The sequence below is a fragment of the Pseudodesulfovibrio cashew genome (assembly GCF_009762795.1).
Lineage (GTDB): Bacteria > Desulfobacterota > Desulfovibrionia > Desulfovibrionales > Desulfovibrionaceae > Pseudodesulfovibrio > Pseudodesulfovibrio cashew.
In genome coordinates this window covers 2661471-2687403 of sequence record NZ_CP046400.1, presented here as the reverse complement: position 1 = coordinate 2687403, position 25933 = coordinate 2661471, and the positions used below count along the sequence as shown (strand labels likewise).

Annotated in this window: 22 protein-coding genes; 19 read left to right on the top strand and 3 right to left on the bottom strand. The window is 60.6% G+C overall.

Annotated features, from left to right (window positions below):
• Positions 1-113: 113 nt before the first annotated feature.
• The 6 genes from GM415_RS12130 (at position 114) to GM415_RS12105 (ending at position 7321) form a co-directional block, all read left to right on the top strand.
• Entirely contained in the window at positions 114-2801 is a 2688-nt protein-coding gene (locus GM415_RS12130) for a M16 family metallopeptidase (protein WP_158948529.1), read from the top strand.
• A gap of 319 nt (positions 2802-3120) precedes the next feature.
• Positions 3121-3699 (top strand): TetR/AcrR family transcriptional regulator, encoded by a 579-nt coding sequence (locus GM415_RS12125; protein ID WP_158948527.1) that lies wholly within the window; start codon positions 3121-3123, stop codon positions 3697-3699.
• 80 nt (positions 3700-3779) lie between these two features.
• On the top strand, positions 3780-4292 hold the full coding sequence (locus GM415_RS12120; protein WP_158948525.1) for a carboxymuconolactone decarboxylase family protein: 513 nt from the start codon (positions 3780-3782) through the stop codon (positions 4290-4292).
• Between the two features lie 110 nt (positions 4293-4402).
• Entirely contained in the window at positions 4403-4738 is a 336-nt protein-coding gene (locus GM415_RS12115; protein WP_158948523.1) for a hypothetical protein, read from the top strand.
• Position 4739: 1 nt separating this feature from the next.
• Complete coding sequence (locus GM415_RS12110) at positions 4740-5348, top strand: DUF2238 domain-containing protein (protein WP_158948521.1); 609 nt, start codon at positions 4740-4742, stop codon at positions 5346-5348.
• Between the two features lie 137 nt (positions 5349-5485).
• The gene (locus GM415_RS12105) at positions 5486-7321 is read left to right on the top strand and encodes an SLC13 family permease (RefSeq protein WP_158948519.1); all 1836 of its coding nucleotides are present in this window, start codon (positions 5486-5488) and stop codon (positions 7319-7321) included.
• Between the two features lie 24 nt (positions 7322-7345).
• Here the strand turns inward: GM415_RS12105 and GM415_RS12100 are convergent, their stop codons facing one another.
• The 3 genes from GM415_RS12100 to fusA all read right to left on the bottom strand — a co-directional run bounded on the left by GM415_RS12100 (position 7346) and on the right by fusA (position 11988).
• A complete protein-coding gene (locus GM415_RS12100) occupies positions 7346-9013 on the bottom strand; it encodes a ribonuclease J (RefSeq protein ID WP_158948517.1) in 1668 nt (555 codons plus the stop codon).
• A gap of 3 nt (positions 9014-9016) precedes the next feature.
• Positions 9017-9739, bottom strand: a complete 723-nt coding sequence (locus tag GM415_RS12095; protein WP_158948515.1) for a lysophospholipid acyltransferase family protein — start codon at positions 9737-9739, stop codon at positions 9017-9019.
• 191 nt (positions 9740-9930) lie between these two features.
• Positions 9931-11988 (bottom strand): elongation factor G, encoded by a 2058-nt coding sequence (gene fusA, locus GM415_RS12090; protein WP_158948513.1) that lies wholly within the window; start codon positions 11986-11988, stop codon positions 9931-9933.
• 264 nt (positions 11989-12252) lie between these two features.
• Between fusA and GM415_RS12085 the strand changes: the two genes are divergently transcribed.
• The 13 genes from GM415_RS12085 to GM415_RS12025 all read left to right on the top strand — a co-directional run bounded on the left by GM415_RS12085 (position 12253) and on the right by GM415_RS12025 (position 25852).
• The gene (locus tag GM415_RS12085) at positions 12253-13215 is read left to right on the top strand and encodes a ParB/RepB/Spo0J family partition protein (RefSeq protein ID WP_158948511.1); all 963 of its coding nucleotides are present in this window, start codon (positions 12253-12255) and stop codon (positions 13213-13215) included.
• On the top strand, positions 13208-14323 hold the full coding sequence (locus GM415_RS12080; protein WP_158948509.1) for an SPL family radical SAM protein: 1116 nt from the start codon (positions 13208-13210) through the stop codon (positions 14321-14323). Before GM415_RS12085 ends, GM415_RS12080 begins: the two co-directional genes overlap by 8 nt.
• 159 nt (positions 14324-14482) lie before the next feature.
• Positions 14483-16090, top strand: a complete 1608-nt coding sequence (locus tag GM415_RS12075) for a glycosyltransferase (RefSeq protein ID WP_158948507.1) — start codon at positions 14483-14485, stop codon at positions 16088-16090.
• Positions 16091-16253: 163 nt separating this feature from the next.
• Positions 16254-17021: a 30S ribosomal protein S2 gene (gene rpsB, locus GM415_RS12070; RefSeq protein WP_158948505.1), complete on the top strand. Its 768-nt coding sequence runs from the start codon at positions 16254-16256 to the stop codon at positions 17019-17021.
• Positions 17022-17023: 2 nt separating this feature from the next.
• Complete coding sequence (gene tsf / locus GM415_RS12065; RefSeq protein ID WP_158948503.1) at positions 17024-17851, top strand: translation elongation factor Ts; 828 nt, start codon at positions 17024-17026, stop codon at positions 17849-17851.
• A 275-nt stretch (positions 17852-18126) separates the two neighbouring features.
• Complete coding sequence (gene pyrH / locus GM415_RS12060; protein WP_158948501.1) at positions 18127-18849, top strand: UMP kinase; 723 nt, start codon at positions 18127-18129, stop codon at positions 18847-18849.
• 1 nt (position 18850) lies between these two features.
• Positions 18851-19405: a ribosome recycling factor gene (gene frr, locus GM415_RS12055; protein WP_158948499.1), complete on the top strand. Its 555-nt coding sequence runs from the start codon at positions 18851-18853 to the stop codon at positions 19403-19405.
• Positions 19406-19424: 19 nt separating this feature from the next.
• Positions 19425-20132: a polyprenyl diphosphate synthase gene (gene uppS, locus GM415_RS12050; RefSeq protein WP_242012236.1), complete on the top strand. Its 708-nt coding sequence runs from the start codon at positions 19425-19427 to the stop codon at positions 20130-20132.
• A 100-nt stretch (positions 20133-20232) separates the two neighbouring features.
• Positions 20233-21036 (top strand): phosphatidate cytidylyltransferase, encoded by an 804-nt coding sequence (locus GM415_RS12045; protein ID WP_158948495.1) that lies wholly within the window; start codon positions 20233-20235, stop codon positions 21034-21036.
• Between the two features lie 13 nt (positions 21037-21049).
• Positions 21050-22252 carry a 1-deoxy-D-xylulose-5-phosphate reductoisomerase gene (gene dxr / locus GM415_RS12040; protein ID WP_158948493.1) on the top strand — a complete coding sequence of 401 codons (1203 nt, stop codon included), beginning with the start codon at positions 21050-21052 and terminating at the stop codon, positions 22250-22252.
• A 107-nt stretch (positions 22253-22359) separates the two neighbouring features.
• Positions 22360-23418 carry an RIP metalloprotease RseP gene (gene rseP / locus GM415_RS12035; protein ID WP_158948491.1) on the top strand — a complete coding sequence of 353 codons (1059 nt, stop codon included), beginning with the start codon at positions 22360-22362 and terminating at the stop codon, positions 23416-23418.
• Positions 23393-24184: a tRNA (adenosine(37)-N6)-threonylcarbamoyltransferase complex dimerization subunit type 1 TsaB gene (tsaB, locus tag GM415_RS12030; RefSeq protein WP_158948489.1), complete on the top strand. Its 792-nt coding sequence runs from the start codon at positions 23393-23395 to the stop codon at positions 24182-24184. Before rseP ends, tsaB begins: the two co-directional genes overlap by 26 nt.
• 90 nt (positions 24185-24274) lie before the next feature.
• Positions 24275-25852: a hydantoinase B/oxoprolinase family protein gene (locus tag GM415_RS12025; RefSeq protein WP_158948487.1), complete on the top strand. Its 1578-nt coding sequence runs from the start codon at positions 24275-24277 to the stop codon at positions 25850-25852.
• The last annotated feature ends 81 nt before the right edge of the window (positions 25853-25933 follow it).

Genomic DNA, 25933 nt, shown 5'->3' with positions numbered 1-25933 from the left:
CTTCTTTGCTTGCCTCGGCCGCTCAAGGACTTACCTTCAAGCGAGACAAACCGAAAAACGCACCTCGAAGGTCATGTTTCCGGCCCCGAGCCTTACATACGGAGTATAAGACCATGTTTCGAAAACTACTCATGCTGACCGGGATGCTTGCGCTCCTGGTAGGCTGCCAGAGCACCATGAAGAAAAACACCGACATCGCTTCCCAGTCCCCCGCCACGGCCCTGCCTTCCCTAGACAAGGAGGACGGCGCCACGCACCTCGTCAGACTCAGCAACGGGCTGACCGTGCTGATCAAGGAAGACGACCGTTTCCCCCTGGTCAACACCCGCCTCTATGTACACGCGGGCAGCGCCTACGAGACCCCGGACATCGCAGGAATCAGCCACCAGTTGGAGCACATGGTCTTCAAGGGTACCAAGAAGCGCGGCATGGGCGAATCCGCCAGAGCCATCGAGGCCGTGGGCGGCAACGTCAATGCGGCCACCAGCTTCGACTATACGGTGTACTACGCCGAGGTTCCGGACAACGATTGGAAGCTCGGCATGGACGTGATCACGGACATGGCGTTCAACGCTTCCATTGATCCTGTTGAGCTGGAAAGCGAAAAGAAGGTCGTGCTCTCGGAACTGAAGCGTGGCGAGGACTCGCCCGGCTCCAAGCTGTTCAAGACCCTTCAGCACATGGTCTGGAAGGGAACCCCCTACGAGTGGCCGATCATCGGCTACCCCGAGACCGTCGGCGCACTCACCCGCGAAAAGATCAAGGCATACATTGGCCGCCTGTACCAGCCCCAGTCAATGCTCCTGGCCGTGGTTGGCAAGGTCGATCCGCAGGAAGTGCTGGCAGAGGCTGAACGACTGCTCGGTTCCAAGCAGAACACAGGTACCGTCCTGCCGCCCGAGCCCTTTGTCATCCCGGAGGCGGGCCAGGGGCCGAAGGTGGTCACCCTGCCCGGCAAGTGGAACAAGGTATACATGGGCGTGGCCTTCCCCATTCCGCACTCCAGTTCCGCCGAGTATGCCGGGCTGGACCTCCTCTCCCAGCTCCTGGGTGGGGACGATACCTCCCGTTACTACCGCAAGTTCAAGTATGATCTGCATCTTGTGGATTCCATTTCTGTCTCTCCGCTGGCCCTGGAACGGGGCGGCATGCTCTATATCAGCGCCACAATGGATGCGGACAAGGTGGACGCATTCTGGCGCGAACTGACGTCTGATCTCGCCTCCTTCGACGCCACCGTCTTCACCGATCGGGAGATCGACCGCGCCCGGCTCAACCTGGAGGACTCACTCTTCCTGGCCAAGGAGACCCTCTCCGGCCTGGCCAGCAAGACCGCTTTCCTCCAGTTCTTCGAAAACGGTGAACAAGGAGAAAAGGATTATCTCTTTGCCCTCAACCAGGCCGATCGCAGCGAGCTGCAGTCTCTTTATGATGAATATGTGCGACCGGACCGGATGGCCTCGGCCGTACTCCTGCCCGAGCAAACCACCGTCAAGGCCGAGGCACTCGAAGCCATCACCGAACAGGGCTGGCCCGTCCGCAACAACGTGAAGAAGGCCAAGGCCGCTGCAGCAGAGGCCAAAGAGCAGGTTATCGACCTGCCCAACGGCAACCGGCTCGTGCTCCTGCCGGATGCAACCCTGCCCTACACGGCCATGTCCCTGTACTGGACCGGTGGCGATGGGGAACTGACGCCCGACCAGGAAGGTCTCGCCTCCTTGACGGCCAAGGCGCTGACGCGCGGCACCCTGACCATGTCCGCCACCGAGGTACAGGAGTTCCTGGCCGATCACGCCGCGTCCCTAGGGGCCAGCGCAGGTCGCAACATCTTTGCCGTGGAGGCCAAGTTCCCCACCCGTTTCACCGGCGACATTCTGCCGCTGCTGACGGACGTGCTGACATCCCCCTCCTTTGATCTGGCCGAGGTGGATCGCTCCAAGCAGGACCAGATTGCGGCCATCAAGAGCCGCGAAGATCGCCCGCTGGGTCTCGCTTTCCGCCACCTCTTCCCGTTCCTGTACAAGTCCGGCCCATACGCCCTGCTCCACCAGGGCACACCTGAGGAAGTCGAAAAGCTCGGCCAGTCCGACATCATGCGCTTCTGGGGCAGACAGGCCATGCAGCCCATGACCATCGCTGTCTGCGGCCAGTTCGATCCGGCGGCCATCGAGTCCTTTGCCAAGACCATTTCCACGGCCCTCACCGCGCCCGTGGGCGAATACGAGTTCGCCACTCCCGAGTGGGGCACCGAGCGCGAGGCCACCCTGACCCTTCAGGACCGCAACCAGGCTCACCTGCTCATGGTCTTCCCCACCCCCGGCAAGACTGACAAGGACGACTCGGCACGGCTGGAATTGCTGAAAGCGGCCCTGTCCGGCCAGTCCGGCCTCCTCTTCAATGAACTGCGCGACAAGCAGGGACTGGGCTACACCGTAACCTCCCTGCTCTGGCAGAGCCGCAACACCGGGTTCATAGCCCTGTACATCGGCACCAAGCCCGACACCGTGGAGCAATCCCTGGAAGGCTTCCGCAAGGTTATCGCCGATCTCTCCGCCAAAGTGCTGCCCGAGGACGAACTGACCCGCGCCAAGAACATCCTCACCGGGGACTACTACCAGGAACAGCAGTCCCTGCTCTCCCGCAGCCGTCAGGCCGCCAGCCTCATGGCGCGCGGCTTCGAACGGAATTATGAGCAGGATATCATCGAGCGCGCCCAGACCGTCACCCCGGAGCAGGTCCGGGAAGTGGTGCGCAAATACATGAACCCCGACAAAGCCTATTTGATGAAGGTGTTGCCGTAGGCGGATGCCTCCGGCGGCCGGGGGAAGGGGAGAGGAAAACCCTTTGAGAAGGGTTATTCCTCTCCCCTTCCCCCGGACCCCCATCCCCTCTCCTTTCCTAAACTTTCCGGTGCCGCTTCGCGGGCGCCAAGCATATCCTTGAAGCCGTAAGATCATCGGCTTGAGATTGCTTGGATATTGTCTTCCGTTGCACCGCATTGATGTTTTGACCTCTCACCTGTAACAAGTCCGATGATTTTCCATGCCCATAGCCCGCGTGCAGAGCACCTTACTGAAAAGTCCCTTGACGCCACTAGACGACTGGTCTATTAGTTAAATCATGAGCGAAGAGACAAGGCAACGCATCATCGAAGCCGGAGCCGACCTGGTCCACCAAAAAGGGTTCAACAACACCGGGCTCAAGGATATCCTCCGGGCCGCCGACGTGCCCAAGGGGTCGTTCTATTTCTACTTCGCCAACAAGGAAGCCTTCGGCATCGCCATTGTCGATCATTTCAGCAAAGGCTTTCGGGACATGACCGATGCCATCCGACGGGACACATCACTGACCCCACTTGAAAAGGTGCGGGCCATATTCCATGCCTTGGGCAAGCACTTCAAGGATCACGGCTACACGCGCGGTTGCCCCTTGGGAAATCTGGCTCAGGAGATGAGCGATCTCAGCGAGCCCTTCCGTGCCAGCCTCAGCTCTGCCCTTGACGGCATGGCCGGAATTTTTGCCGAATTGGTAGCCGAGGCTCAGGCGGCAGGAGAAGTATCCACTGATCTCGACCCGCATGATACCGGCATCTTTATCGTGGAATCCTCTCACGGCGCATTGATCCGAATGAAAGTCAGCAAAAGCGACGAACCGCTCGAAATCAACGAAAAGTTCATATTTGGCAAGATATTGAAGTAGCCGCCGTTCCGGTGTCCGGTTCGGCATTTTTTTACACCAACTCAGTAGACGACCGGTCTACTACAACAAAGGAGATTGACATGTTCCTGATTGATTACGTTGACCCGGAAAAGGCGGAAGGCGTCGTCGGCGATGCATATTCATTCTTTCCCGCAAAACTCGGTGTCCCTGCTGCGGTCCAGCTCTATAGTGCAAGCCCGAAACTGCTGGACGTGCAGATCGGGACCATCAAGTACCTCGCCGGACAGGAGGAGTTGAGCTTTCACCTGCTGGCGGCCATCCGGCTATTGGCGGCGCGGCATTACTGCCACGACTACTGCGTAAGTTTCAATTCCGGCATCCTCGCGCAGGCCGGATTGAGCAAGGAGGAGATTGACCGGCTCGACGACGACCCCGCAGCCGGGTTCGAGGAAAAGGAAGCCGCCCTGCTCGGCTTCGTCAGCAAGGCCCTGACTTCTCCACAGAATATAGGCGAAAAGGATGTGGACGCCCTGCGTGCCCTCGGCTGGCAGGACACCTCCATCTTCGACGCTATGGCACAGGCCGCACAAATGGCCGGAGCGAGCCTGGTCTTCCGCACCTTCTCCAAATAACCGCAAGGGGCAGGGCGCACTCCCCGTCCGGCGCCTTGCCCCTTGCTCCCATCCCCTTCTTTGAGCTACATAATCTCCAACAGTGAACCCAAAACCATGAGGACGGATGCATGGCGCTCTTATTCGGCTCGCCCAAGAAGCAGGGAACCAGGGAAGACGGCAAGATGGACCAGAGGCTGACCCTGGCCAAGGACATGTACATGGCGGGCAATATGAAGATCATGACCACGGAGACCATCCCCGGGCGTGAAATCCAGTCTGCCTTCGGCCTGATAGTCTGTCGGAGCTATACCTTCGACAACGCCTTCTATGGCCTTATGGCCCAGGCCGTGGACGTCAACGCCGACGCCATCGTGGGTTACCGCGAAACCGTGGCCTTCCATCCCGAAGGCGACAAGTACTATTCCTGCTTCGGCACCGCCGTTCGCATGAAGAAGGTCAAATAGCATGGATACGGGCGAGCCCGCTTCGTCCCGCTTTCCCGCCTTCCTGGCAGGACTCTTTGTCCTCTTCTGGGGGGCGCTGGCCATCGATCCGGTCATGCGGGATGTATGGTGGGCCGAGAATCTGCCCATCATGGGCGTGTTCCTGCTGCTGGTCCTGACCTTCCGCAAATTCCGCTTCTCCAATCTCGCCTACGCACTGATGGCGGTATGGATGGTCCTGCACACCATCGGCGGGCACTACACTTTCGCCAACGTCCCCTTTGACGCGGTCACCGACTTTTTCGGTTTCGAGCGCAACCACTTCGACCGCCTCGGGCATTACTCCATCGGCTTTTACGCCTATCCCATAGCCGAATTGCTGACGCGCAAAAAGCTCGCCCACCCCGTGGTCACCTCTCTCTTCGCCCTGTTCGCCATCATGGCGCTGGCCGCCGGGTATGAGATCATCGAATGGTGGTACGCAGTCCTGGCCGGAGGTGAGGCAGGCATCGAGTTTCTCGGCTCACAGGGCGACATCTGGGACGCCCAGACCGACATGCTCTGCGACACGCTGGGGGCGATCAGCGTATTGGTCCTGTTCCGGTTTACCGGGCCCAAGAACGCAGCATAGCCAACACCCGCCAGGAAACGCGGAAACGGCTCTCACTCCTCCCGACACCCCGGGCTCTCCCTCGCCACCCGTAAAAAGGTATGGTACGGATATTTCGTTCACCCGACCGCTGACACGCCGCACGCGAAAGGTTTTCCATGACCCTGCCCGCCCTGCCCAACGAACACGCCCTTGCCGTCCTGCTGCTGACCGGACTGGCGCTTATTCTGTTCAGCCGTGACAGGATACCGCTTGAAACCTCCAGCCTGCTCATTCTTGCCGCCCTCACCATCGGCTTCGAACTGTTCCCCTTTGCGCCCGACGGAACCCCGCTCCACGCGGTGATTTTCTTCCAAGGCTTCGGCAATGAGGCTTTGATAGCAGTGTGCGCCCTGATGATCGCCGGCCAGGGAATCCTGCGAACCGGCGCGCTGGAGCCGGTGGGGCGGAGTCTGGGACGCATCTGGCGGACAAGCCCGGTCCTCTCCCTGTTGCTGACCCTGATCCTCGGAGCGTTCATCAGCGCCTTCATCAACAACGTCCCCGTGGTAGTGCTGTTCCTTCCCGTGCTCATCAGCGTCTCGCTGACCACGGGAAAGTCGGCCACTCCCATCCTCATGCCCATGGGATTTTCCACCCTGCTCGGCGGCACGGGAACGACCATCGGAACCTCCACCAACCTGCTGGTTGTTTCCGTGGCGGCGGAGATGGGCGCGCACTCCTTCGGCATGTTCGACTTCCTTGTCCCGGCCGTCATCGCTGGCGGCATCGGTATCGCCTACCTCTGGCTAATTGCTCCCCGGCTGCTCCCCGAGCGGGAGATCGCCATCAGTCAGTCCTCGCCGCGCGTTTTTACCGCTCATCTCGCCATCACCGAATCCAGCCCGGTCAACGGAGAACCGCTGCACAAGGCCCTGGCCCTGACCCACGGAAGGATGGAGGTCTCCGCCCTTGAACGAGGAGAAGGCAAGCCCATCATGCTCCTGCCCGATGCCGTGCTGCACCCTGGGGACCACCTCGTGGTCAGCGACACGCCGAACAACTTGAAGGAATTTGAAAGGATTTTGAAAGGTACCCTCTATCCGGTCGGCTCCGAGGATGAACCTGTCGACGACGATCATCCCTTGTGCGACGACGACCAGCAGATCGCTGAAATCGCCCTGTTCCAGAACTCTCCCCTGGTCGGAACAACGCTGAAACAATACGGGTTCACCGACCGGTTCTGCATCATCGCCCTGGCCATCCACCGCTCCGGGCACCGCTACCTCCGCGTAGTGGACGAATTGCGAAACCTGCGCCTGAAGGTGGGGGACATCCTGCTCGTCCAGGGACCGCGCGACAAGATCGCCGAACTGAAACAAAGCAGGGAGTTCGTGGTTCTCGACGCCACCATGGACCTGCCCTACCAGCGCAAGGCGCCCGTGGCTCTGGTCATAATGCTGGGAATCATCATTACCGCCGCTCTGGGAGTACTTCCCATCGCCGTCAGCGCCCCGGCCGGAGCCCTACTCATGATCCTGACCGGCTGCCTGAGCTGGCGGGACGCCACCCGCGCCCTGAGCGCCCAGGTCATCCTGATCGTGGTGGCCAGCCTGGCCCTGGGCATCGCAATGCTCAAGACGGGCGCGGCCGACTATCTCGGCGCGCTGTTCACGGCGCTTGCGGGCAGCGCTTCGCCGGCCTTCGTCATCAGCGGACTCATGCTGCTCATGGCCGTGCTGACGAACATCATCTCCAACAACGCAGCCGCGGTCATCGGCACTCCCATCGCCATCTCCATAGCAAACAGAATGGGACTGCCTCCCGAAGCCTTCGTGCTCGCGGTATTGTTCGGCGCGAACATGAGCTTTGCCACACCCATGGCCTACAAGACCAATCTTCTGGTCATGAACGCGGGAGAATACGCCTTCAGCGACTTCGTCAAGGTCGGCGTGCCGCTGGCGCTGCTTATGTGGGGGACCCTCTCGTTCCTGCTTCCGGCCTATTACCTGTAGCCTTAGTCGGCGACCGGGGATGCGCTACTCGCTGCCCTCGATGGAGATGACCAGGGGCACCACAACCGGGTCGCGTCCCAGGACCTTGCGGAAGAACCGCCTGAGCGCGGAGCGGATGCGCTCCTTGAGCTTATTGGTATCACCCGGAGCGATGTTTTCATGCACGTCAAGCACGATGCACTTGGCGTCATCCAGGAAGTGCCGGTACTCCTGCTCGAAGACGAACCCCTTGGACATGATATCCGGGCCGATGGAAATTTCTCCGGTGGCCTGATCCACCACCAGCACAACGATGACCAGTCCCTCGCCCGCCAGCAACTGGCGCTCCTTGAGCACGGACTGGCCAACATCTCCCACGCCCTTGCCGTCCACCAGAATCTTCTCCGCCGGGAAGAGCGGGCCGTACTCCACGGAACCATCCTCGTAGAAGGACACGGACTGGCCGTTCTCCACCACCAGGGAACACCGCTCACCCACGCCGCACTCCACAGCCAATCGGCTGTGTTTGACCAGATGTCGATATTCGCCGTGTACGGGAATGAAGTACCGGGGCCGGACCGACTCGATCATCAAGGCTAGTTCCCCGGCGTGGGCGTGTCCCGAGGCGTGGATGCCATGCATCTTCTCGTACAGCACCTCCGCCCCGTATCGGTAGAGGTTGTTGATGACACGAGTGATGGCCTTGACGTTGCCGGGGATGAACCGGGAGGAAAGAATGAAAAGATCGTCCGGGCGCACCTGAAGCTGCCGATGCTCGCCCATGGCCATGCGAGAAAGCGCGGCCAGGGGCTCGCCCTGTGAGCCGGTAATAAGCAAGACCAGGTCCGAATCGCCGTACTGATCCAGCTCCTCCAGCTCGATGAAGGTTCCCTTTGGAATCTTCAGATGCCCCATCTCCCTGGCGAGCTCGATGTTGCGGTGCAGGCTCCTGCCCGACACGGCCACCTTGCGGCCCTGGGCGTCGGCCAGATCGAAGACTTCCTGCATGCGCTGGATATGGCTGGAGAACAGGGAGACCAGAATGCGCCCCTTGGCCGTAGAGAAAATTTCCCTGAGCGAAACCTTGATCTCCCGCTCGGTAAGAGCGAAGCCCTCATGCTCCACGTTGGTTGAGTCCGACAGCATCAGGTGCACGCCCTCCTCCGCGAACTTGCGGAACGCGGCCAGGTCCGTGGCGTGCCCGCCCAGCGGATTGCGGTCGATCTTGAAGTCGCCGGTGTGCACCACACGGCCTACCGGTGTTTCGATGCCCAACCCGAAGCCCTCGATGATGGAGTGGCAAACCGGAAAGAAATTGAACTTGAAATCACCGATTAAAACCCGATCATAAGGACGTACGGGACGCAGGTCAGCCCACTTCTCGAGCCCGTGCTCCCTCAGCTTGCTCTCCACTAGGCCGAGAGTGAATTCGCTGCCGTAGACCGGCACGTCCACGTTCTGGAGCAGCCAGGGCAGCGCGCCGATGTGATCCTCGTGGCCGTGGGTGAGCACTATGCCGTGCAGCTTCTCCTTCTGCTTGAGCACCATCTCAAAGCAGGGAATGACCACGTCCACGCCGAAATGATAGTCCTCGGGAAACATGAGGCCGCAATCGACGAGAACCATGGAGCGCTCCGTGCCGTAGGCCATGCAGTTCATGCCGATCTCGCCGAGACCGCCCAGTGGATAAAGGGTAAGGGACGTGGAGGCCATGGGTTATCCTTTGGCGAGCAGTTCTTTGTAGGCTTCGTTCATCATTGCGTAGAGATCATCCTTGAACTTCTCACGCTCCTTGAGGCTGTATTCCGAGGGATCGATGGCAGGCAATGCCTTGACTCGAACCACAGGCCTGTTGTCGATGACGAACTGCCCCTTGCCCATGACCCGACCGGTGTTGGTTATGACGATGGGCACGACAGGCAGACCGGACTTGAGCGCGATGATCATGCCTCCGACCTTGAACTCCATGAGTTCGTCGAGGCTGGTGTTGCGCGTACCCTCGGGAAAGATGACCGGGGAGAAGCCGGATTTGGCCTTTTCCACGGCCTCGCCAAGGCTCTTCATGGCCGAACGCCGGTTTTCGCGGTCTATGCAGATGTGCCCGGCATGGGCCAGAGCCTTGCCGTAGATGGGAATGTCGAACAGCGACTTCTTGGCCACGAACCGAATACGGTTGCCCTTGAGCAGCTCGAACAGAACCGGAATATCCAGATTGGATTGATGGTTGACGATAAACACGTAGTGACCGTTGGGGTCCACATTGCCCAAGTCGGCCTCAATGTCGATGCCCGCAAGGTTGACCGCGGCCTCGCCCCATTTGAGCCCCCAGTGATCATATTCCTCGGGAGTACACGTCTCGGGATCGACCCGCATCATCTTGTAACTATAGTAGACGGTTACCAACCACAGGAGAAGAACGAAAAATACGCGTCGAAGCATCGGCCATCCTTATTGTTTTTGCTCACGACTGTGTAAACCAAATGAACGCGCGAAACAAGGGGATTCCACTATCCGAAGCAAAGGTTCAAATGAAAAAACCAATAAGGGACAGTTGCACGGGTTAGTTCAGCCCACGAAAAAGGGCGGCGGGAACACTCCCGCCGCCCTGCTGTATTTCTATCTGGTCGCGCCTACTCGTCGTCGGCCTTCTTGTTGGCCGCAATGACCTTCTGGGCTTCCTGAGGCGGGCATTCCTCATAGGAGGCAAACTCCATGAAGAAGGTGCCCTGACCGCCGGTCATGGAGTTGAGGTCCGGTGCGTACTTGAGCATCTCGGCCATGGGCACGTGGGCCTTGACCTCGGTGATGCCGGCCTGGGAATCGGAACCCAGCACCTTTCCGCGGCGAGAAGAGAGGTCGCCGATGACATCACCCATGAAGGAGTCGGGCACAGCCACGGTGACCAGCATGACGGGTTCAAGCAGCGCCATCTGGGCCTTTTCCGCAGCCTTCTTGAAGGCTAGGGAGCCAGCCACCTTGAAGGCCATTTCCGAGGAGTCCACGTTGTGGTAGCTGCCGTCGTACAGGGTGACCTTGAAGTCGATAACCGGATACCCAGCAAGCACACCGCGCGCGGCGCTCTCCTGGATGCCCTTGTCCACTGCCGGAATGAACTGACGCGGAATGGCGCCGCCCACGATCTGGTCCGCGAATTCGTAGCCTTCGCCGGACATCCGGGGCTCCACGTGAATCCAGCAATCGCCGAACTGGCCGCGTCCGCCGGACTGCTTCTTGTGACGGCCCTGCACTTCCTTGGCGCCGGACTTGAAGGTCTCGCGGTAGGGAACCTTGGGCGTCTTCAGGACGATGTCGGCCTTGTAGCGGCGTTTGGCCTTTTCCACCGAGATTTCGATATGGTTCTGGCCCATGCCGGAGAGCAGGATGTCGCCGGACTCCTCATCGCGGGAGAGGGTCAGGGTGACGTCCTCGTCGAGCAACTTGGCCACGGCCGCGTAGACCTTGTCCTCCTCGCCCTTCTCGGCCGGAGCAAGGGCGAAGGTGATCAGTTGCGGAGCCATCTCGGGCTTATTGAGCTTGAAGTCGCCCTTTTCGACCAGGGTGTCGCCGGTGCTGGTATTCTTGAGTTTGGCCAGGGTGACGATGGAACCGGGACCCATGGCGGTCTTGGCCTGGGCCTGTTCCTTGCCGGTAGTGAGCAGCAACTGGCCCACACGCTCCTTCTCGCCGTTGGAGGCATTGAGCAGATGAGAATCGGGCTTGATTTCACCGGAGAGCACACGCACGATGGTCAACTGGCCTGCAAACGGGTCGGCCAGGGTCTTGAACACGAAACAGGCCAGAGGTTCATCCGGGGAGCTGGCCAGCTCGCCGTCTTCGCCTTCCCACGCCTTATGGTCGAGCGGGCTGGGCATGAGGCTTTGCACCGTGTCGAGTATCATCTGCCCGCCCTGATTGTTCAGAGCCGAAGAGACGACCACGGGCACCAACTCGCCGGAAGCGACGCCGGCCTTGAGGCCCTTGGTGATGTCTTCGGGAGAGAGTTCGCCGTCCTCGAAATACTTCTCCATGAGATCCTCATCGCTCTCGGCGATGTTCTCGATCATGGTTTCGCGGAGGGTCTCTACCTCCTCGGCGATATCACCGGGGATCTCGCCCTCGGAAACGGCTCCGTCCTCGCCGAACAAGAGGGCCTTGCCGGACAGCATGTCCACCACGCCCTTGAAATCTTCCTTGGCGCCGATGGGATAATACAGGAGGACCGGGCGCGCACCCAAGGCCTCGGAAATACCGTTGAAGGCCATATCGAAGTCCGCGCGGTCGCGATCCATCTTGTTGATGACGATCATGGAGGGAAGGCCCATGGCCTGAACCTGAGCCCAAACCTTGCGGGTCAGTGGCTTGACGCCGTCCACCGCGTCGATGACCATCACTGCGCCGTCGGCAGCGGTCAGGGTGTAGGAGAGATCACCGGAAAAATTGGAATCACCCGGAGCATCGATGAGAAAATGGTCGTTCTTCTTCCACTTGTAACCGGCGAAACCGGGCTGAGTGGAGCCCCTGCGCTTGATTTCCTCCGGCTCGTAGTCGAGGACGGTGTTGCCGTCTTCAACCTTGCCGAGACGGTTGACGACGCCGGCGTTGAAAAGCAGCATTTCCGCAACAGAAGTCTTACCGCTACCGCCGTGACCGACGAGCGCGTATGTTCTCTGGTTTTTCAGGTCAGCCATTCTCTACTCCAGTACATTCATTGGTTTTTTCCACCGATCCGGGACACCTGCGACCCGACTCGTTCAATGGCACTTGGTTTTTGACAGGTTTAGTCCTATAGGAAGAGCAACGCGAAATTGTCAAGGGGGGGTGTGCAATAAAACTGGTGTCTCATCCTCCTGAAATTATTGGATATCAATTCTAATTTGCGTTCATTTTAAGCAATAATTCAAGTAATTACAATACAATGTCACAGATTTCTTAGCTCACGGCAGGAGACCGACTTGCATCTCACCAATGAAATAATCACGGCCTCGCCCGACGCACTCAAAGCGGATGGCCCTTATCTGTTCTGGTCCGGCACTGTTGACGAATCCTTAAAGAAATCCTTGGAGGAATTCGGCCAGACCACGCCGGTACTGGCCATTGAAACCGACCACGGTCTGGAACTGGTGGCCGGGTACGCACGGCTGGCCGTTCTCCGGGCGGCCGGAACCCCGGTGCTCGTCCGGCTCGCCAGGGATACCGATGCACGCGATCTGGGACTGCTCTACCTTACCGACAACATGGCTCGCCCACAGGACGACGGCATGCGCCTGGCCGCGTTGCGCTATTTCCGGCCGCTCATGGACGACGCGGCACTCTCCGCTGTGATCCTGCCGCGCCTGGGTATCAAGGCAAAGTCCAAGGATGCCAAGCTGTTCATCACCTGGCTGGACCTGCCCGAATCCTGGCAGGAACACCTCGCCGCCGGACGGATCCCCCTGGCCACCGCCACCCTGCTCTCGCGCATGGCGCCCGAAGACCGCGACGCAGTGGAGCCGCTTTTCTCCGGCCACTCCTGGTCACGCTCCAATGCGGTCAACATGCTGACCTGGCTCTTTGAGACCGCCCGAATGCAGCAGGCTCCCCTCGCGGAAGTTCTGCGTACGGCCGGGCTGGACGCCATTCTGCAACAGGGACTCTCACCCAAGGACGCCATCGCCAGGCTGACCTCCGCGGCCAAGGCCGCCCGCTACCCTTCGCTGTCCCGACTCCAGGCGCGCTTTGTCGAAATCGCCGGAGAACTTTCCACCGGAACACGCTGGCGGCTCACCCAGCCCAACAACTTCGAGACAGGCGGGGCCGAACTCTCCATCCAGGTCAAAAATGCAGCCCAGCTCGCCGACGCAGTGGAACAACTACAAGCCATGGCCGGGCAGTCGGCATGGGAAAAGCTCTGGAACCTGGGCGGGCAGGATGACTAACCCGCAACTTCCCTCCCACCTGCGGCGCATCTCCCATGTCTTCGTTGACGAATCCATGACGGATTCGCCCATGGCCCGACGCGTACGCGAACGTCTGACAGGCACGGCCCAGGAGGCTATCCCCTGGACCGTAGTGCCGGAGAACCAGGACCGCATAGAATTCGAGCGGGGAGAGGAACAAGCGCTCTACCTCAAGGAATACAAGGGGAAGTTCCTCCGCTTCTGCCCCGGCACCCGCGCATACCACTGCTGCGGCTACCGGATTATCCACATTGGCGAGAACTGTCCCATGGCCTGCTCCTACTGTATCCTCCAGGCCTACTTCCAGGACCGCATCCTCAAGATATGGGCCAATCAGGACGCCCTCTTTTCCGAGCTGGGCAACAGCTTTGGCGCGGATCGAAACACCCGGTTTCGCGTCGGCACAGGCGAATTTACCGACTCCCTGGCCCTGGAGCATCTCACCGGGTACAGCCATGATCTCGTCGACTTTCTCAATGAGTACGACAACGTGGTCCTTGAATTGAAATCCAAAGTCGTGGACCTCTCCTGGATGGCGGCCGCCAAACGCACCGACAGGGTGCTACCGGCCTGGTCCCTGAACGCGCCATACATCAACGAGCACGAGGAATTCGACGTCTCCACCCTGACCGAACGCCTCCAAGCGGCCCGCACCTGCACCGAGGCCGGATTCCGCGTCTGCCTCCACTTCGACCCCATCATCCATTATCCGGCCTGGCGCGAGGGCTATGCCGAGATCATCGACCGCATCTTTGATTACGTGAAGCCCGAGCAGATCGCCTACATGTCCCTCGGTTCCTTCCGCTGCATGCCCCAGCTCACCCCCATCATCGCCGACAACTTCCCGGAGACCACGTACATATATAATGAATTTGTGCCCGGACTGGACAGCAAGGCCCGCCTGCTCCGCCCCCTGCGCGTGGAACAGTTCTCCTTCATGGTCGACCGGCTGCGCGCCCACGGCATGGACAAGCAGCTCTACTTCTGCATGGAGTCCACCGAGGTCTGGAATGAGGTGTTCGGCTACACCCCCAGTGATTTCGGCGGACTCGGCAACCACCTCATGGCGCGGGCTTTCGAGAGATGAGAATGCCTTACCCCGGCCCCCCATCCCCTCTCCTTTCCTAAACTTTTTGGCGCGCCTTCGGCGGAACGTTGAGGGCAAGGAAAGCCTGTGCGTGTTGGCTTTGAGGGAATGCATTTCATTGGAGATTCCGGTATAGCGGGGAAAACCATTGGGAGGAGCATGACGGACGGGACGTATCGGGCCACGGAGCGGTTCGGGGAGCTGGAGCTGATCGGTCTCGACAGCGTCTTTACGGCGCTTGAGGTTTATTGCGATAACCTGCTGCCGGACCTGGAGGCATGCCTGGTCTTTCTCTCACGCATCCTGCGGGACAGGGACGCGGCAGCGCATCCCCGGACCAGGGAGTGGGTCACCCTGCTGGCGCGCAAACTCCGCGATCTCGGCCCCTTCCACCCGCAAGGGCTGGAGCTGGTCCACAAGTTGACCGGCGACCCGGCCTTGGACGCCCGGCTCGAACGGATGCGCTACTTCACCCTGGAACCGCAACTCATGGACCTGCGTGGTGTCATGAGCGATCCCGGCGTCATGCGCCGCAAGCGGACGCTGCTCACCGAAACACTGGATCGGATGCCCGCCCACGTCCTCGCCGCCTCCCAGCTGCTCCAACTGGAGTTCTACCAAGGCGTCAACCAGCCGGAATGGCTGGGATCTTTTACACCACCCAAGTTTTTCCGACAGGAATGGACCCAACGTCTCTTCCTGCACTACGCGGGCCTGGGCGATGCGGAACGCGCCATGCCGATCTGGTCAGAGGTGGCCGCCATGCCCCTGTCTGAAGTCCAGCTCAACCTCGCTGCGGAATGTTTCGTGAAGTGCGGGGAAACCGAACAGGCTATGGCCTGCTACCGGGAGTCCCTGCGGCTCGATCCGCACCAGACACCCGTCCGTTTGCGCATGGCCGAACTGGAACAACCGAGCCGCGCGGACAACGCACTGGTCCACCAAAGCAAGGTGGCCGTCTGCCTCTACTCCTGGAACAAGGCCGAAGACTTGGAACGGACTCTGGCCGGACTGGCCGAAACCGACCTCGGCCCCGCCATCGTCCGAGTGCTGCTTAACGGCTGCACCGATCACAGCGCCGAGGTGGCCGAGGCCGCTCGCGTTCTGTTCCCGGACAACGACTACGACATCATTACGCTGCCAGTGAATATCGGCGCGCCCGCCGCGCGCAACTGGCTCGGCGCACTGCCCGAAGTCCGCGCCTGCGATTTTCTCGCCTACCTGGACGACGACGTGGAACTGCCCGCCGACTGGCTGGCCCATTTCCTTACGGTCATGAGAAGATATCCCGACACCTCTGCCGTGGGCGCGAAGGTCGTATTCGGGTCTGAGCCACGCATGATCCAATACATCTATAGATCGTTTGCCGTGGCCGAGCCGGAAATCATCAAACTGACCGACCCCTGTCAGGTGGGTCAGTTCGACGCGGGGCACTATGACTTCGTCCGCGAAACCGACGCGGTCATGGGCTGCTGTCACCTGCTACGTATGGCCCACCTGCCCGACGGCCCGCAATTCGACGTCCGCTACTCCCCTTCCCAGGTCGACGACACGGCCCACGACATCCGACTCAGGCTCCAGGGTGGCGAGGTGCGATACTGCGGCCTGGTCAAATGCGTCCACCACCAGAACACGGGAGGCGGTTTCAAGCGGCAGCTGGACGCCGCACGGATCGGCCAGGTGCACGGCAACGACATGAAGTTCCAGGCCTGGCTCGCGGCGCAGCGGGAAAAGGTTGAAAGACTCATGAGAAAGTCTGGAAAGTGACAGTCGGAAAAAACCCACCCGTCAGGGGTTGCCATCCATATAATTATGGGCTAAGTACCCCGCGACTTCAAATTCACACATCCCGCCCATAACTCCGGGTGGCCCGTGATGGCACGGGCTCCTTCGTGGACTGCGGGATGGACGAAAAACCCAGGAGATCATCATGGCTTACGTTACTATGAAGCAGATGTTGGAGACCGGCGTTCACTTCGGTCACCAAACCCGCCGTTGGAACCCCAAAATGCGCCCCTACATCTTCGGCGCCCGCAACGGCATCCACATCATGGACCTGCAGCAGACCGTCAAGATGTTTGCTACCGCCCACGATTTCATCGTCAACACCGTCGCCAAGGGCGGCAAAGTCCTGTTCATCGGCACCAAGCGCCAGGCGCAGGAAGCCGTTTCCCAGGAAGCCCAGCGTGCCGGCATGTTCTACGTCACCCACCGCTGGATGGGCGGCACCCTGACCAACTTCCAGACCATCAAGCGCTCCATCGACCGCCTGAAGCACCTCGAGCAGATGTTCGAGGACGGTTCCATCTCCCGCTACACCAAGAAGGAAGCCGTGGGCATGAACCGCGAGGTCAAGAAGCTCAACCTCGCCCTGGGCGGTATCAAGGATATGTCCGACGCCCCCAAGGCCGCTTTCGTCATCGATCCCAAACGCGAGCACATCGCCATCCAGGAATGCCGCAAGCTCGGTATCCCGGTTGTCGCCGTCGTTGACTCCAACTGCGACCCCGACATGGTTGACTACATCATCCCCGGCAACGATGACGCCATCCGCGCCATCAAGCTGTTCGCCACTCACATGGCCGACGCCTGCCTCGAAGGTGCCGCCATGCAGAAGGACTACGCCGCCAAGGCCGAAGCCCAGAAAACCGAAGAAAAGGCCGAGGCTCCTGCTGAAGCCCCCACTGAGGAGAATTAATAATGGCTATCACCGCATCTCAGGTTAAGGCCCTGCGCGAGAAAACCGGCGCAGGCATGATGGACTGCAAGAAAGCCCTGGTCGAATCCGGTGGCGACGAGGAAAAGGCAGTCATGTACCTTCGCGAGAAGGGACTGTCCAAAGCCGCCAAGAAGGCCGGCCGCGCCACTTCCGAAGGCCTGGTCACCCCGTACGTTTCCGAGGACGGCAAGATCGCCGTTATCTCCGAACTGCTCTGCGAGACCGACTTCGTTGCCAAGGGTGACGACTTCAAGGCCTTCGCCGATGCCCTGTCCGAAAAGATCGCCGGCCTGGATGTAACCTCCGGTGCCGCCGAGGACCTGCCCCAGGAAGTCGCCGACGTCACCGACCTCATCGCCAAGCTCGGCGAGAACATGGGTGTCGGTCGCTTCGCCAAGGTTTCCACCGACGGCGTGCTCGGCCTCTACATCCACACCAACAACAAGCTCGGCGTCATCGTCGAACTGACCGGTGGCGGAGATGAGACCCTGGCCAAGGATATCGCCATGCACGTGGCCGCCATGAACCCGTCCTGCATCTCCTCCGACGAGCTGCCCGCAGACGTGCTGGAGAAGGAAAAGGCCCTGTACCTGAAGCAGGCCATGGACGAAGGCAAGCCCGAGAATATCGCTGAGAAGATCGTCATGGGTCGCCTCAACAAATACTACTCCGAAGTGTGCCTGCTCAACCAGGCCTACATCAAGGAAGACAAGAAAGCCGTCAAGGACATCCTCGGCGGCGCGACCGTCGCAAGCTTCGTCCGACTCGCCCTAGGCGAAGGGCAGAAGGAAGAAGCTGGCGAAGACTAGCAAAATCAAGAAAACGGGCCGCACGGCCCGTTTTTTTTGAGACCGGCCGAAGCGAGCGGGAAAGAACCGGGACAAGATTCCTCCCCCTGGCCGAGGCATGAGAGCGGAGCGCACCGCGCTCCCTGAATCGAAGACACTTCAGGCTGTCGGAAAAGAGCTGCGAGCAACGAACCGGACACACTCCGGATGCCGCAATCACCTCTTTATCGGCAGCCTGAAACATGGTATCGCCTGTGGGCGAGTTCATATCCATTCAAGAAACACACGAGGTGAGAATGAGCAAAGCACGGTACAACCGGGTGTTACTCAAGCTCAGCGGCGAAGCACTCGCCGGTGGGCAGGGCTTCGGCATTGAGCCGGAGGCCATCGGTCAATTCGCCAAGGAGATCGCGGACGTCGCAGCCACCGGGCTGCAACTGGCCCTGGTCATCGGCGGCGGAAACATCTTCCGCGGCATGGCCGCCAGCGCCAAGGGCATGGACCGGGCGCAGGGCGACTACATGGGCATGCTGGCGACCGTAATGAACGCCTTGGCCGTGCAGGACGCGCTGGAAAAGAACGGATGCGACACCCGCGTCATGACCGCCCTCTCCATGGCGGACGTGGCCGAGCCGTATATCCGCCGCCGCGCGCTGCGCCACATGGACAAGGGACGCGTGGTCATCTGCGCCGCAGGCACCGGCAATCCCTACTTCACCACCGATTCCGCCGCGGCCTTGCGCGCCCTTGAACTCAAGTGCGACGCCATCTTCAAGGCCACCAAGGTGGACGGCGTGTACGACAAGGATCCCGCCAAATTCGACGACGCAGTGAAATACGACACGGTTTCCTACATGGAAACCCTGGAAAAGCGCCTCGGGGTTATGGACTCTACCGCCATTTCCATGGCACGTGACAACGACCTGCCGATCATCGTGTTCAACCTCTATGAGGAAGGCAACATTCGGAAGGCAGCCAACGGAGAACCCATAGGAACGACTGTTCAAGGAGGAGACTAATATGCAATCGCTACTCGCTGACGGGAAAAAACGCATGCAGGGCGCCATCGCGTCCCTTGAAAAGGAATTCGGCAAGCTGCGCACAGGACGCGCCACCACCGCCCTGGTAGATAATATCGTGGTCGACTACTACGGCACGCCCACTCCCATCAGCCAGCTCTCCTCGGTCTCAGTACCCGATGCCAAGACCATCACCATCCAGCCATGGGACAAGGGCGCGTTCGCCGGAGTGGAAAAGGCCATCATCGCCTCCGACCTCGGCCTGAACCCGGTCAATGATGGAAAGATCATCCGCATCGCCATTCCGCCCCTGACCGAGGAACGCCGCAAAGAGCTGGTCAAGGTGGCCAAGAAGTACACCGAAGAATGCAAGATCGCCATCCGCAACGTCCGTCGCGACCTCAACGACTCCCTGAAGGCCATGGAGAAGGACAAGGAGATCAGTGAAGACGAACGCAAGAAGGGTGAAGCCGACGTGCAGAAGCTGACCGACGATTTCGTCAAGCAGAGCGACTCCGTCGTGGCCGCCAAGGAAAAAGAAATCCTTGAAATCTAAGGGTACACGCTTGGATACAATGAATATTCCCGCCCATATCGCCATCATCATGGACGGCAATGGACGGTGGGCGAAACAGCGCGGGTTGCCTCGGACCGAAGGCCATAAGGCAGGAACCGAGACGGCCCGCGCCGTCGTCACCCGCTGCCGAGAACTGGGCGTCAGACACCTGACCCTGTACACCTTCTCCAAGGAAAACTGGTCACGACCCAAGACCGAGATCAAGGTCCTCTTCGAGTTGCTGACTTCCTTTCTCAAGCGGGAAGAGAAGTCTCTCAAGGAACAGGGTATACGCCTCAAGATCCTGGGGGACATCGACGGCATGCCACTGGCGGTCCGGCAGGTGCTCAAGCACGTTATGCGCCAGACCAAGGACTGCACCGACATGACCCTGAACCTGGCCCTGAACTACTCGGGCCGGGACGAAATCCTGCGCGCGGCCAAGGCCCTCGTCGCCAGGGGCGCCAAGCCGGAGGAGATCACCGAGGAGGCCTTCGCCGCCGAACTCTGGACCACGGGCCAGCCCGACCCTGACCTGATCATCCGCACCTCGGGTGAACTGCGGCTCTCCAACTACCTGCTGTTCCAATGCGCCTACTCGGAGTTCTACTTCACGGACATCTTCTGGCCGGACTTTTCCCCCGAGGAATTGGAAAAGGCCATAGCCTCCCTGGGCGAGCGGCAGCGGCGGTTCGGCAAGACCGGAGACCAACTGGCCGAAGGCTAAGGATTTCTCTTCGGCCGTATTGCCCACCGGGGTAAAAAAGCGTACACAGTGGGTACTTGCTCCATGAGCGTCAACACAAAGTAACCGCTGAAAATCATATATGGATATCGCCTCACACCAAAAACGGCTCATCACCGGAGTGGTCCTTGCCGCCTTCGTCTTCCTGGCCATGCTCTTTCAGGGATGGGTCCTCTTTACCGTTCTGGCCCTGTTCTGCGCCTTTACCCTCTGGGAATTCTACGACCTGTTCCGAGATCACCAGGGCATAAAGACCATCAAGTCCCTTGGGACGGCCTTCACGTTCCTGCTGCTCGGTGCCTTTACCAACGGCGACCTGATGTACCCGGCGGTGATCACCATTTTCGCCTTCTGGATCTCGGCCTTCATTTTCCTGTTCCGCTATTCAGCGGACATGACCGCGTCCTTTGTCCAGGCCATGATCTTTTTGACGGGACTCATCTATATCCCGGTCAATTTCCACTTCTTCCTGAAATTCAACCGCTGGGAATGCGTACTGGTCATCGCTGCGGCAGCCCTGTCCGACACGGCGGCCTTCTATGCAGGGACCATGTGGGGCGACAAGAAGATCTGGCCCAAGATTTCGCCCAAGAAATCCTGGGTCGGCAGCCTGGCCGGATTCGGAGCCTGCGTAGTGGGCACCACTGCCTATGGCCTGGCCTTCGGTGACGCCCCGTTCTGGCAATGGCTCCTCCTCGGCGCGGCTCTTAATATCGCGGCCCAGATGGGCGACTTCTTCGAATCTGCCCTCAAGCGCTCCTTGGCCGTCAAGGACTCCGGACACTTTCTGCCTGGGCACGGCGGCTTCCTGGACCGCGTGGACTCCCTGCTGCTGGTAGTGCCCACCTATGGCCTGCTGAATTCGGTCCATCCTTTCTTCCCCTAGCCCCGGACCGCTCGTGAAGACCTACATTTCCCCCTGGCCGGAAACTGCCACCCTACCGGATTTCCCGCGCTCTCTGTGCATCCTTGGGGCTACCGGTTCCATTGGCGACAGTGCCCTGAAGGTAATCGCCAAGCATCCCGGCATGTTCACTGTCACGGCCCTTGCCGGAGGCCGCAACGCAATGCGGCTGGCCGAGCTCTGCATCGCCTTCCGCCCGCCTTTTGCGGCCGTGCTCGACGATGAGACCAGGCGGGAATTCCTCTCCTGCCTCCCCTCCGACTATGCCCCGGAAGTACTTGTGGGCCCGCAGGGTTATGCCGAACTGGCGGCCATGGACGACGTTGACTACGTACTCTCGGCGATCGTCGGCGCAGCAGGCTTCGCCCCCACCCTGGCCGCCGCCAAGGCCGGCAAGATGATCGGCCTGGCCAACAAGGAATCCCTGGTCCTGGGTGGCCACCTGATCCGCCAGGCATGCCGGGAGAACGGTGCGGTAATCCTGCCGGTGGACTCCGAGCACAATGCCCTGTTCCAAGGGCTGGCCGGACACGGCGCTGAAGGCGACCTCAGGCGTCTCATACTGACCGCTTCAGGCGGTCCCTTTCGCGGCAAGTCCCTCGATTTTCTCAAGACCGTGACCCGCGACCAGGCCCTGGCCCATCCCAACTGGGACATGGGAGCCAAAATCTCCATCGACTCGTCCACGCTGATGAACAAGGGACTGGAGATCATTGAGGCGTGCCACCTCTACGGCCTGCCCATGGACCGCGTGGAAGTGGTCGTCCACCCGCAGTCCATCGTCCACTCACTGGTGGAATACGTGGACGGTTCGCAACTGGCACACATGGGCAACCCTGACATGCAGGTACCCATCGCCCACTGTCTCTGCTACCCCCGTAGAGTGGAAGTGGATGTGCCCCGGCTCAATCTGGCCCAGGTGGGCAGCCTGACTTTCGAGGCGCCGGACACGGACGCCTTCCCCTGCCTGCGCCTGGCGCGTGAGGCATTTGATGCGGGGCCGAGCCACGCCAACGTGCTCAACGCGGTCAATGAAGTCGCCGTGGCCGCCTTCCTGCGGGAGGAAATCCACTACCTGGATATCCCGGCAACCATTGAAAAAGCCCTGGAGCGCCATACGCCCGTGGATGTCTCCACACCCGAGGCGGTCCTGGCCCTTGATCGCCTCGCCCGGGAAGAAGCCGAAACGCTGCTGTAAGAAGCAGTGCGGTGGAAAATATTTGCACGCCCTAGCCAAACGGGAATAAATACGTATAGTAATTGTTGCCGCGCATTCAAAAACCGGCCCGGCATCATGAGGAATCTATGATAACCAGCGCTATCGCCATTGTTCTCGCCCTCGGCGGCTTGATTTTCTTCCACGAACTCGGACACTTCGCAGTCGCCCGCATGCTCGGCATGGGAGTCAAGGCCTTCTCTCTCGGCTTCGGCCCCAAGCTGCTCGGCTTCACTTCTGGCAGAACGGACTACAAGCTGTCCCTCATTCCCCTGGGCGGCTACGTGGCTCTGGCCGGAGAAACCGGCGAAGAGGACGAGGATTTTCCCGAGGATGAACTCTTTTCCAACCGTCCTGCCTGGCACCGCATGCTTGTAGTGGCCGCCGGCCCCTTCTTCAACTTCCTGCTCGCCTTTCTCATCTACTGGTTCCTCCTGCTGGCCCAGGGCCAAGGCATCATCCTGCCCACCGTGGGCGGCGTCATGCCCGACTCGCCTGCTGCTGCGGCGGGCATCCAACCCAACGACCACATCCTGGCCATCGACGGCGCCCCAATCGACTCCTGGGGGGCGCTTGTCACCACCATTCGCAAGGGTGGAGAAAATGATCTTGCCTTCACCGTCAAGCGCAATGATGAAACCCTCACCCTGCATGTGACGCCCAAGATCAACACCGTCAAGAACCTGTTCGGCGAAAAGGTAACAGCGCCTCTGGTGGGCATCACCCAAGGGGGCAAGGTTGAATATTACCCGGTTGAGGGGCTGGGAATCCAGGCTGCCCTGGAGCAAACCTGGAGAATGGCTGTGGTCGTGGTGAAGGGATTCGTCTCAATCATCGAACGCCTCATCCCGGTGGAAAGCATCGGCGGCCCGATCATGCTCGCCCAGATGGTGCACACCTCGGCCCAATCCGGCATCTTCGACCTGCTGGCCATGGTGGCGATAATCTCCGTCAACCTGGCCATCATCAATCTGCTGCCCATCCCGGTGCTGGACGGAGGACACATCCTGTTCTTTACCATTGAAACCATCATCCGTCGCCCGCTGAACGAAAAGTGGAAGGGGATCGCCATGCGCTTCGGCATCCTCCTGCTGCTCATGCTCATGGCCCTGGCCATCTTCAATGACTTCCGTCGCATCCTCTCATAAATCGTCCGGCCTGGTCCTGGCCATGGGTGGGACCGAGGAACGGCTGCAACTGGCACTGGGACAACCCGTGCCCGGCGGCTGGCGCATGCTCGCCTCCCGGGAATGGACAGTACCGGGTGAGTCCATCCGCTTTCTCGTTCCCGGCCTGAAGGAGACCCTGGACGGCTTTGGCCTCACGGTCCGGGACATCGACCGCATCGCCTGCATTCGCGGCCCCGGCAGCTTCACCGGCTTGCGGCTGGTGCTCGCCGCTGCCGAAGGGCTGGCCGCAGGATCCGGGGCGGCACTTGCCGGGCTCGAATACCTGCCGCTCCTTGCCGCAGGTCCCGCACCACTCATTACCGGTCCGCTCCATGTCCTGACCTATGCCAGGCGAGGGCTGGTCTACCTGCAATCCTTTGCCGCGCCTTCGCTGGAAACGCTGCACCCGCTCTGCTCCCTGCCCCTGGCCGAAGCGGCCAAGACGGTCAAATTCCTAGGGGAGCAAGGCCACCTCATGGGCAGCGGCCTACGCAAAAATCCCGAATTTTTCGCCGAACTGGCAGCGGACTGCCCCGGCTATGTCATGCTCCCCTCCCGTTGGGACAACGCCTCCCCGGAGATGCTCCTGGACGCAGCCCTGCATGCCGACTACGCCTCCGCCTCCATTGAACCGGTCTACGTCCGCGCCACGGACGCCGAGGACAACCTGCCGAACATCGCCAAGAAACGCGGCCTGGACCCGGACGAGGCCAAGCGGCGGCTGGAAGAACTGCAACGGAGCTGATTTCCCGAGGTTGCCTTGCGCCCCTCCGGCACGTATCCTGAGCCGAAAGGACCACCAATCGCGCCGCACGCGCCATGCCCAGGGAGCAGCATGCCGATCAACCCCATCCTTCTCGAAGTCTTCAAGAACCGGTTCTCCTCCATCGCCGAGGAAATGGGCGTCACCCTGACCCACACCGCGTTCTCGCCCAACATCAAGGAGCGTCGCGACCTCTCCTGCGGCGTGTTCGACTCAAGCGGCGACATGATCGCCCAGGCCGCGCACATCCCAGTGCACCTGGGGTCCATGCCCCTTTCCGTCAAAGCCGCCATGCGCGCCTTGCCGGAGGATGAGGGATTCGAACCCGGAGATATGGTCATGCTCAACGACCCGTTCCGGGGCGGCACCCACCTGCCGGACATCACCGTTGTCGCTCCGGTCTTTGCCGAGGGGAGCACCAAGCCGGATTTCTATGTGGCCAACCGCGCCCACCACGCAGATGTGGGCGGCATGACCTCCGGGTCCATGCCGCTCTCCACTTCCCTGTTCCAGGAAGGGCTTATTATCCCGCCCGTACGCATCATCCGGCGAGGCATGATCAATCGGGATATCCTGGCCATGGTACTGTCCAACGTGCGCACCCCGGCAGAACGCGAGGGAGACTTCGCGGCCCAGTTCATGGCCAACACCACCGGGGTCCGGCGCATGATCGAGTGCATTGGCAAATACGGTCTGGACACCTGCCGGGAATACGGTGCGGCGCTGATGGACTATTCCGAGAGGATCACGCGCCAAGCCATCGCGGCCATCCCGGACGGGACCTACGACTTCGAGGACTGTCTGGACGGAGACGGAGTCAGGACGATGGACATCTTCATTCGCCTGAGACTGACCGTGAACGACGACATGGCAAAACTGGATTTCAGCGACTCAGACGATCAGGCCGAAGGAAGCATCAACGCTGTCCGCGCCATCACCCTCTCCTGCGTGCTCTACGTCTTCCGCGCCCTGGCAGCGCAGGACATTCCGGCCAACGCGGGCTGCATGCGGCCGGTGGAGGTCATCACCCGAGAGGGCTCGGCGGTGGACGCACTGTTCCCGGCGGCAGTGGCGGGAGGCAATGTGGAGACCTCCCAGCGCATCGTGGACGTCATCCTCGGTGCATTATCGACGGCCATGCCCGAACGCATCCCGGCGGCCAGCCAGGGGACCATGAACAACGTGACCATAGGCAACCCGCACGGCCCCGCCCCCTTCGCCTATTACGAGACCCTGGCGGGCGGCATGGGTGCCTCTCCGGGCGGCCCTGGCGAATCCGCGGTCCACTCGCACATGACCAACACCCTGAACACGCCGGTAGAGGCCCTGGAATACGCCTATCCGTTCCTGGTCCGAGAGTATGCCGTCCGGCGCGACACGGGCGGCGAAGGCCAACACCGGGGCGGCGACGGCATGATCCGCGACATCGAATTGACCGCGCCCTGCGAAGGCACCGTGCTCTCCGAACGGCGCAACCACGCCCCCTTCGGCGCGAACGGGGGCGAACCGGGCGCTCCGGGTCAGAACACCCTCACTCGCGACGGCAAGACCGAAGAACTACCGGGTAAATTCCACCGCGAACTCCGCCCCGGCGACCGCCTGCGCATCGAAACCCCGGGCGGCGGCGGATACGGCGCCAAACAATCCTGACGGCACGCCAGACAGCGAAACCATTCAGTCTCCACCACACCCTTGTCGGCGGACGGAATCACATCTTAAGGAATGAAATGT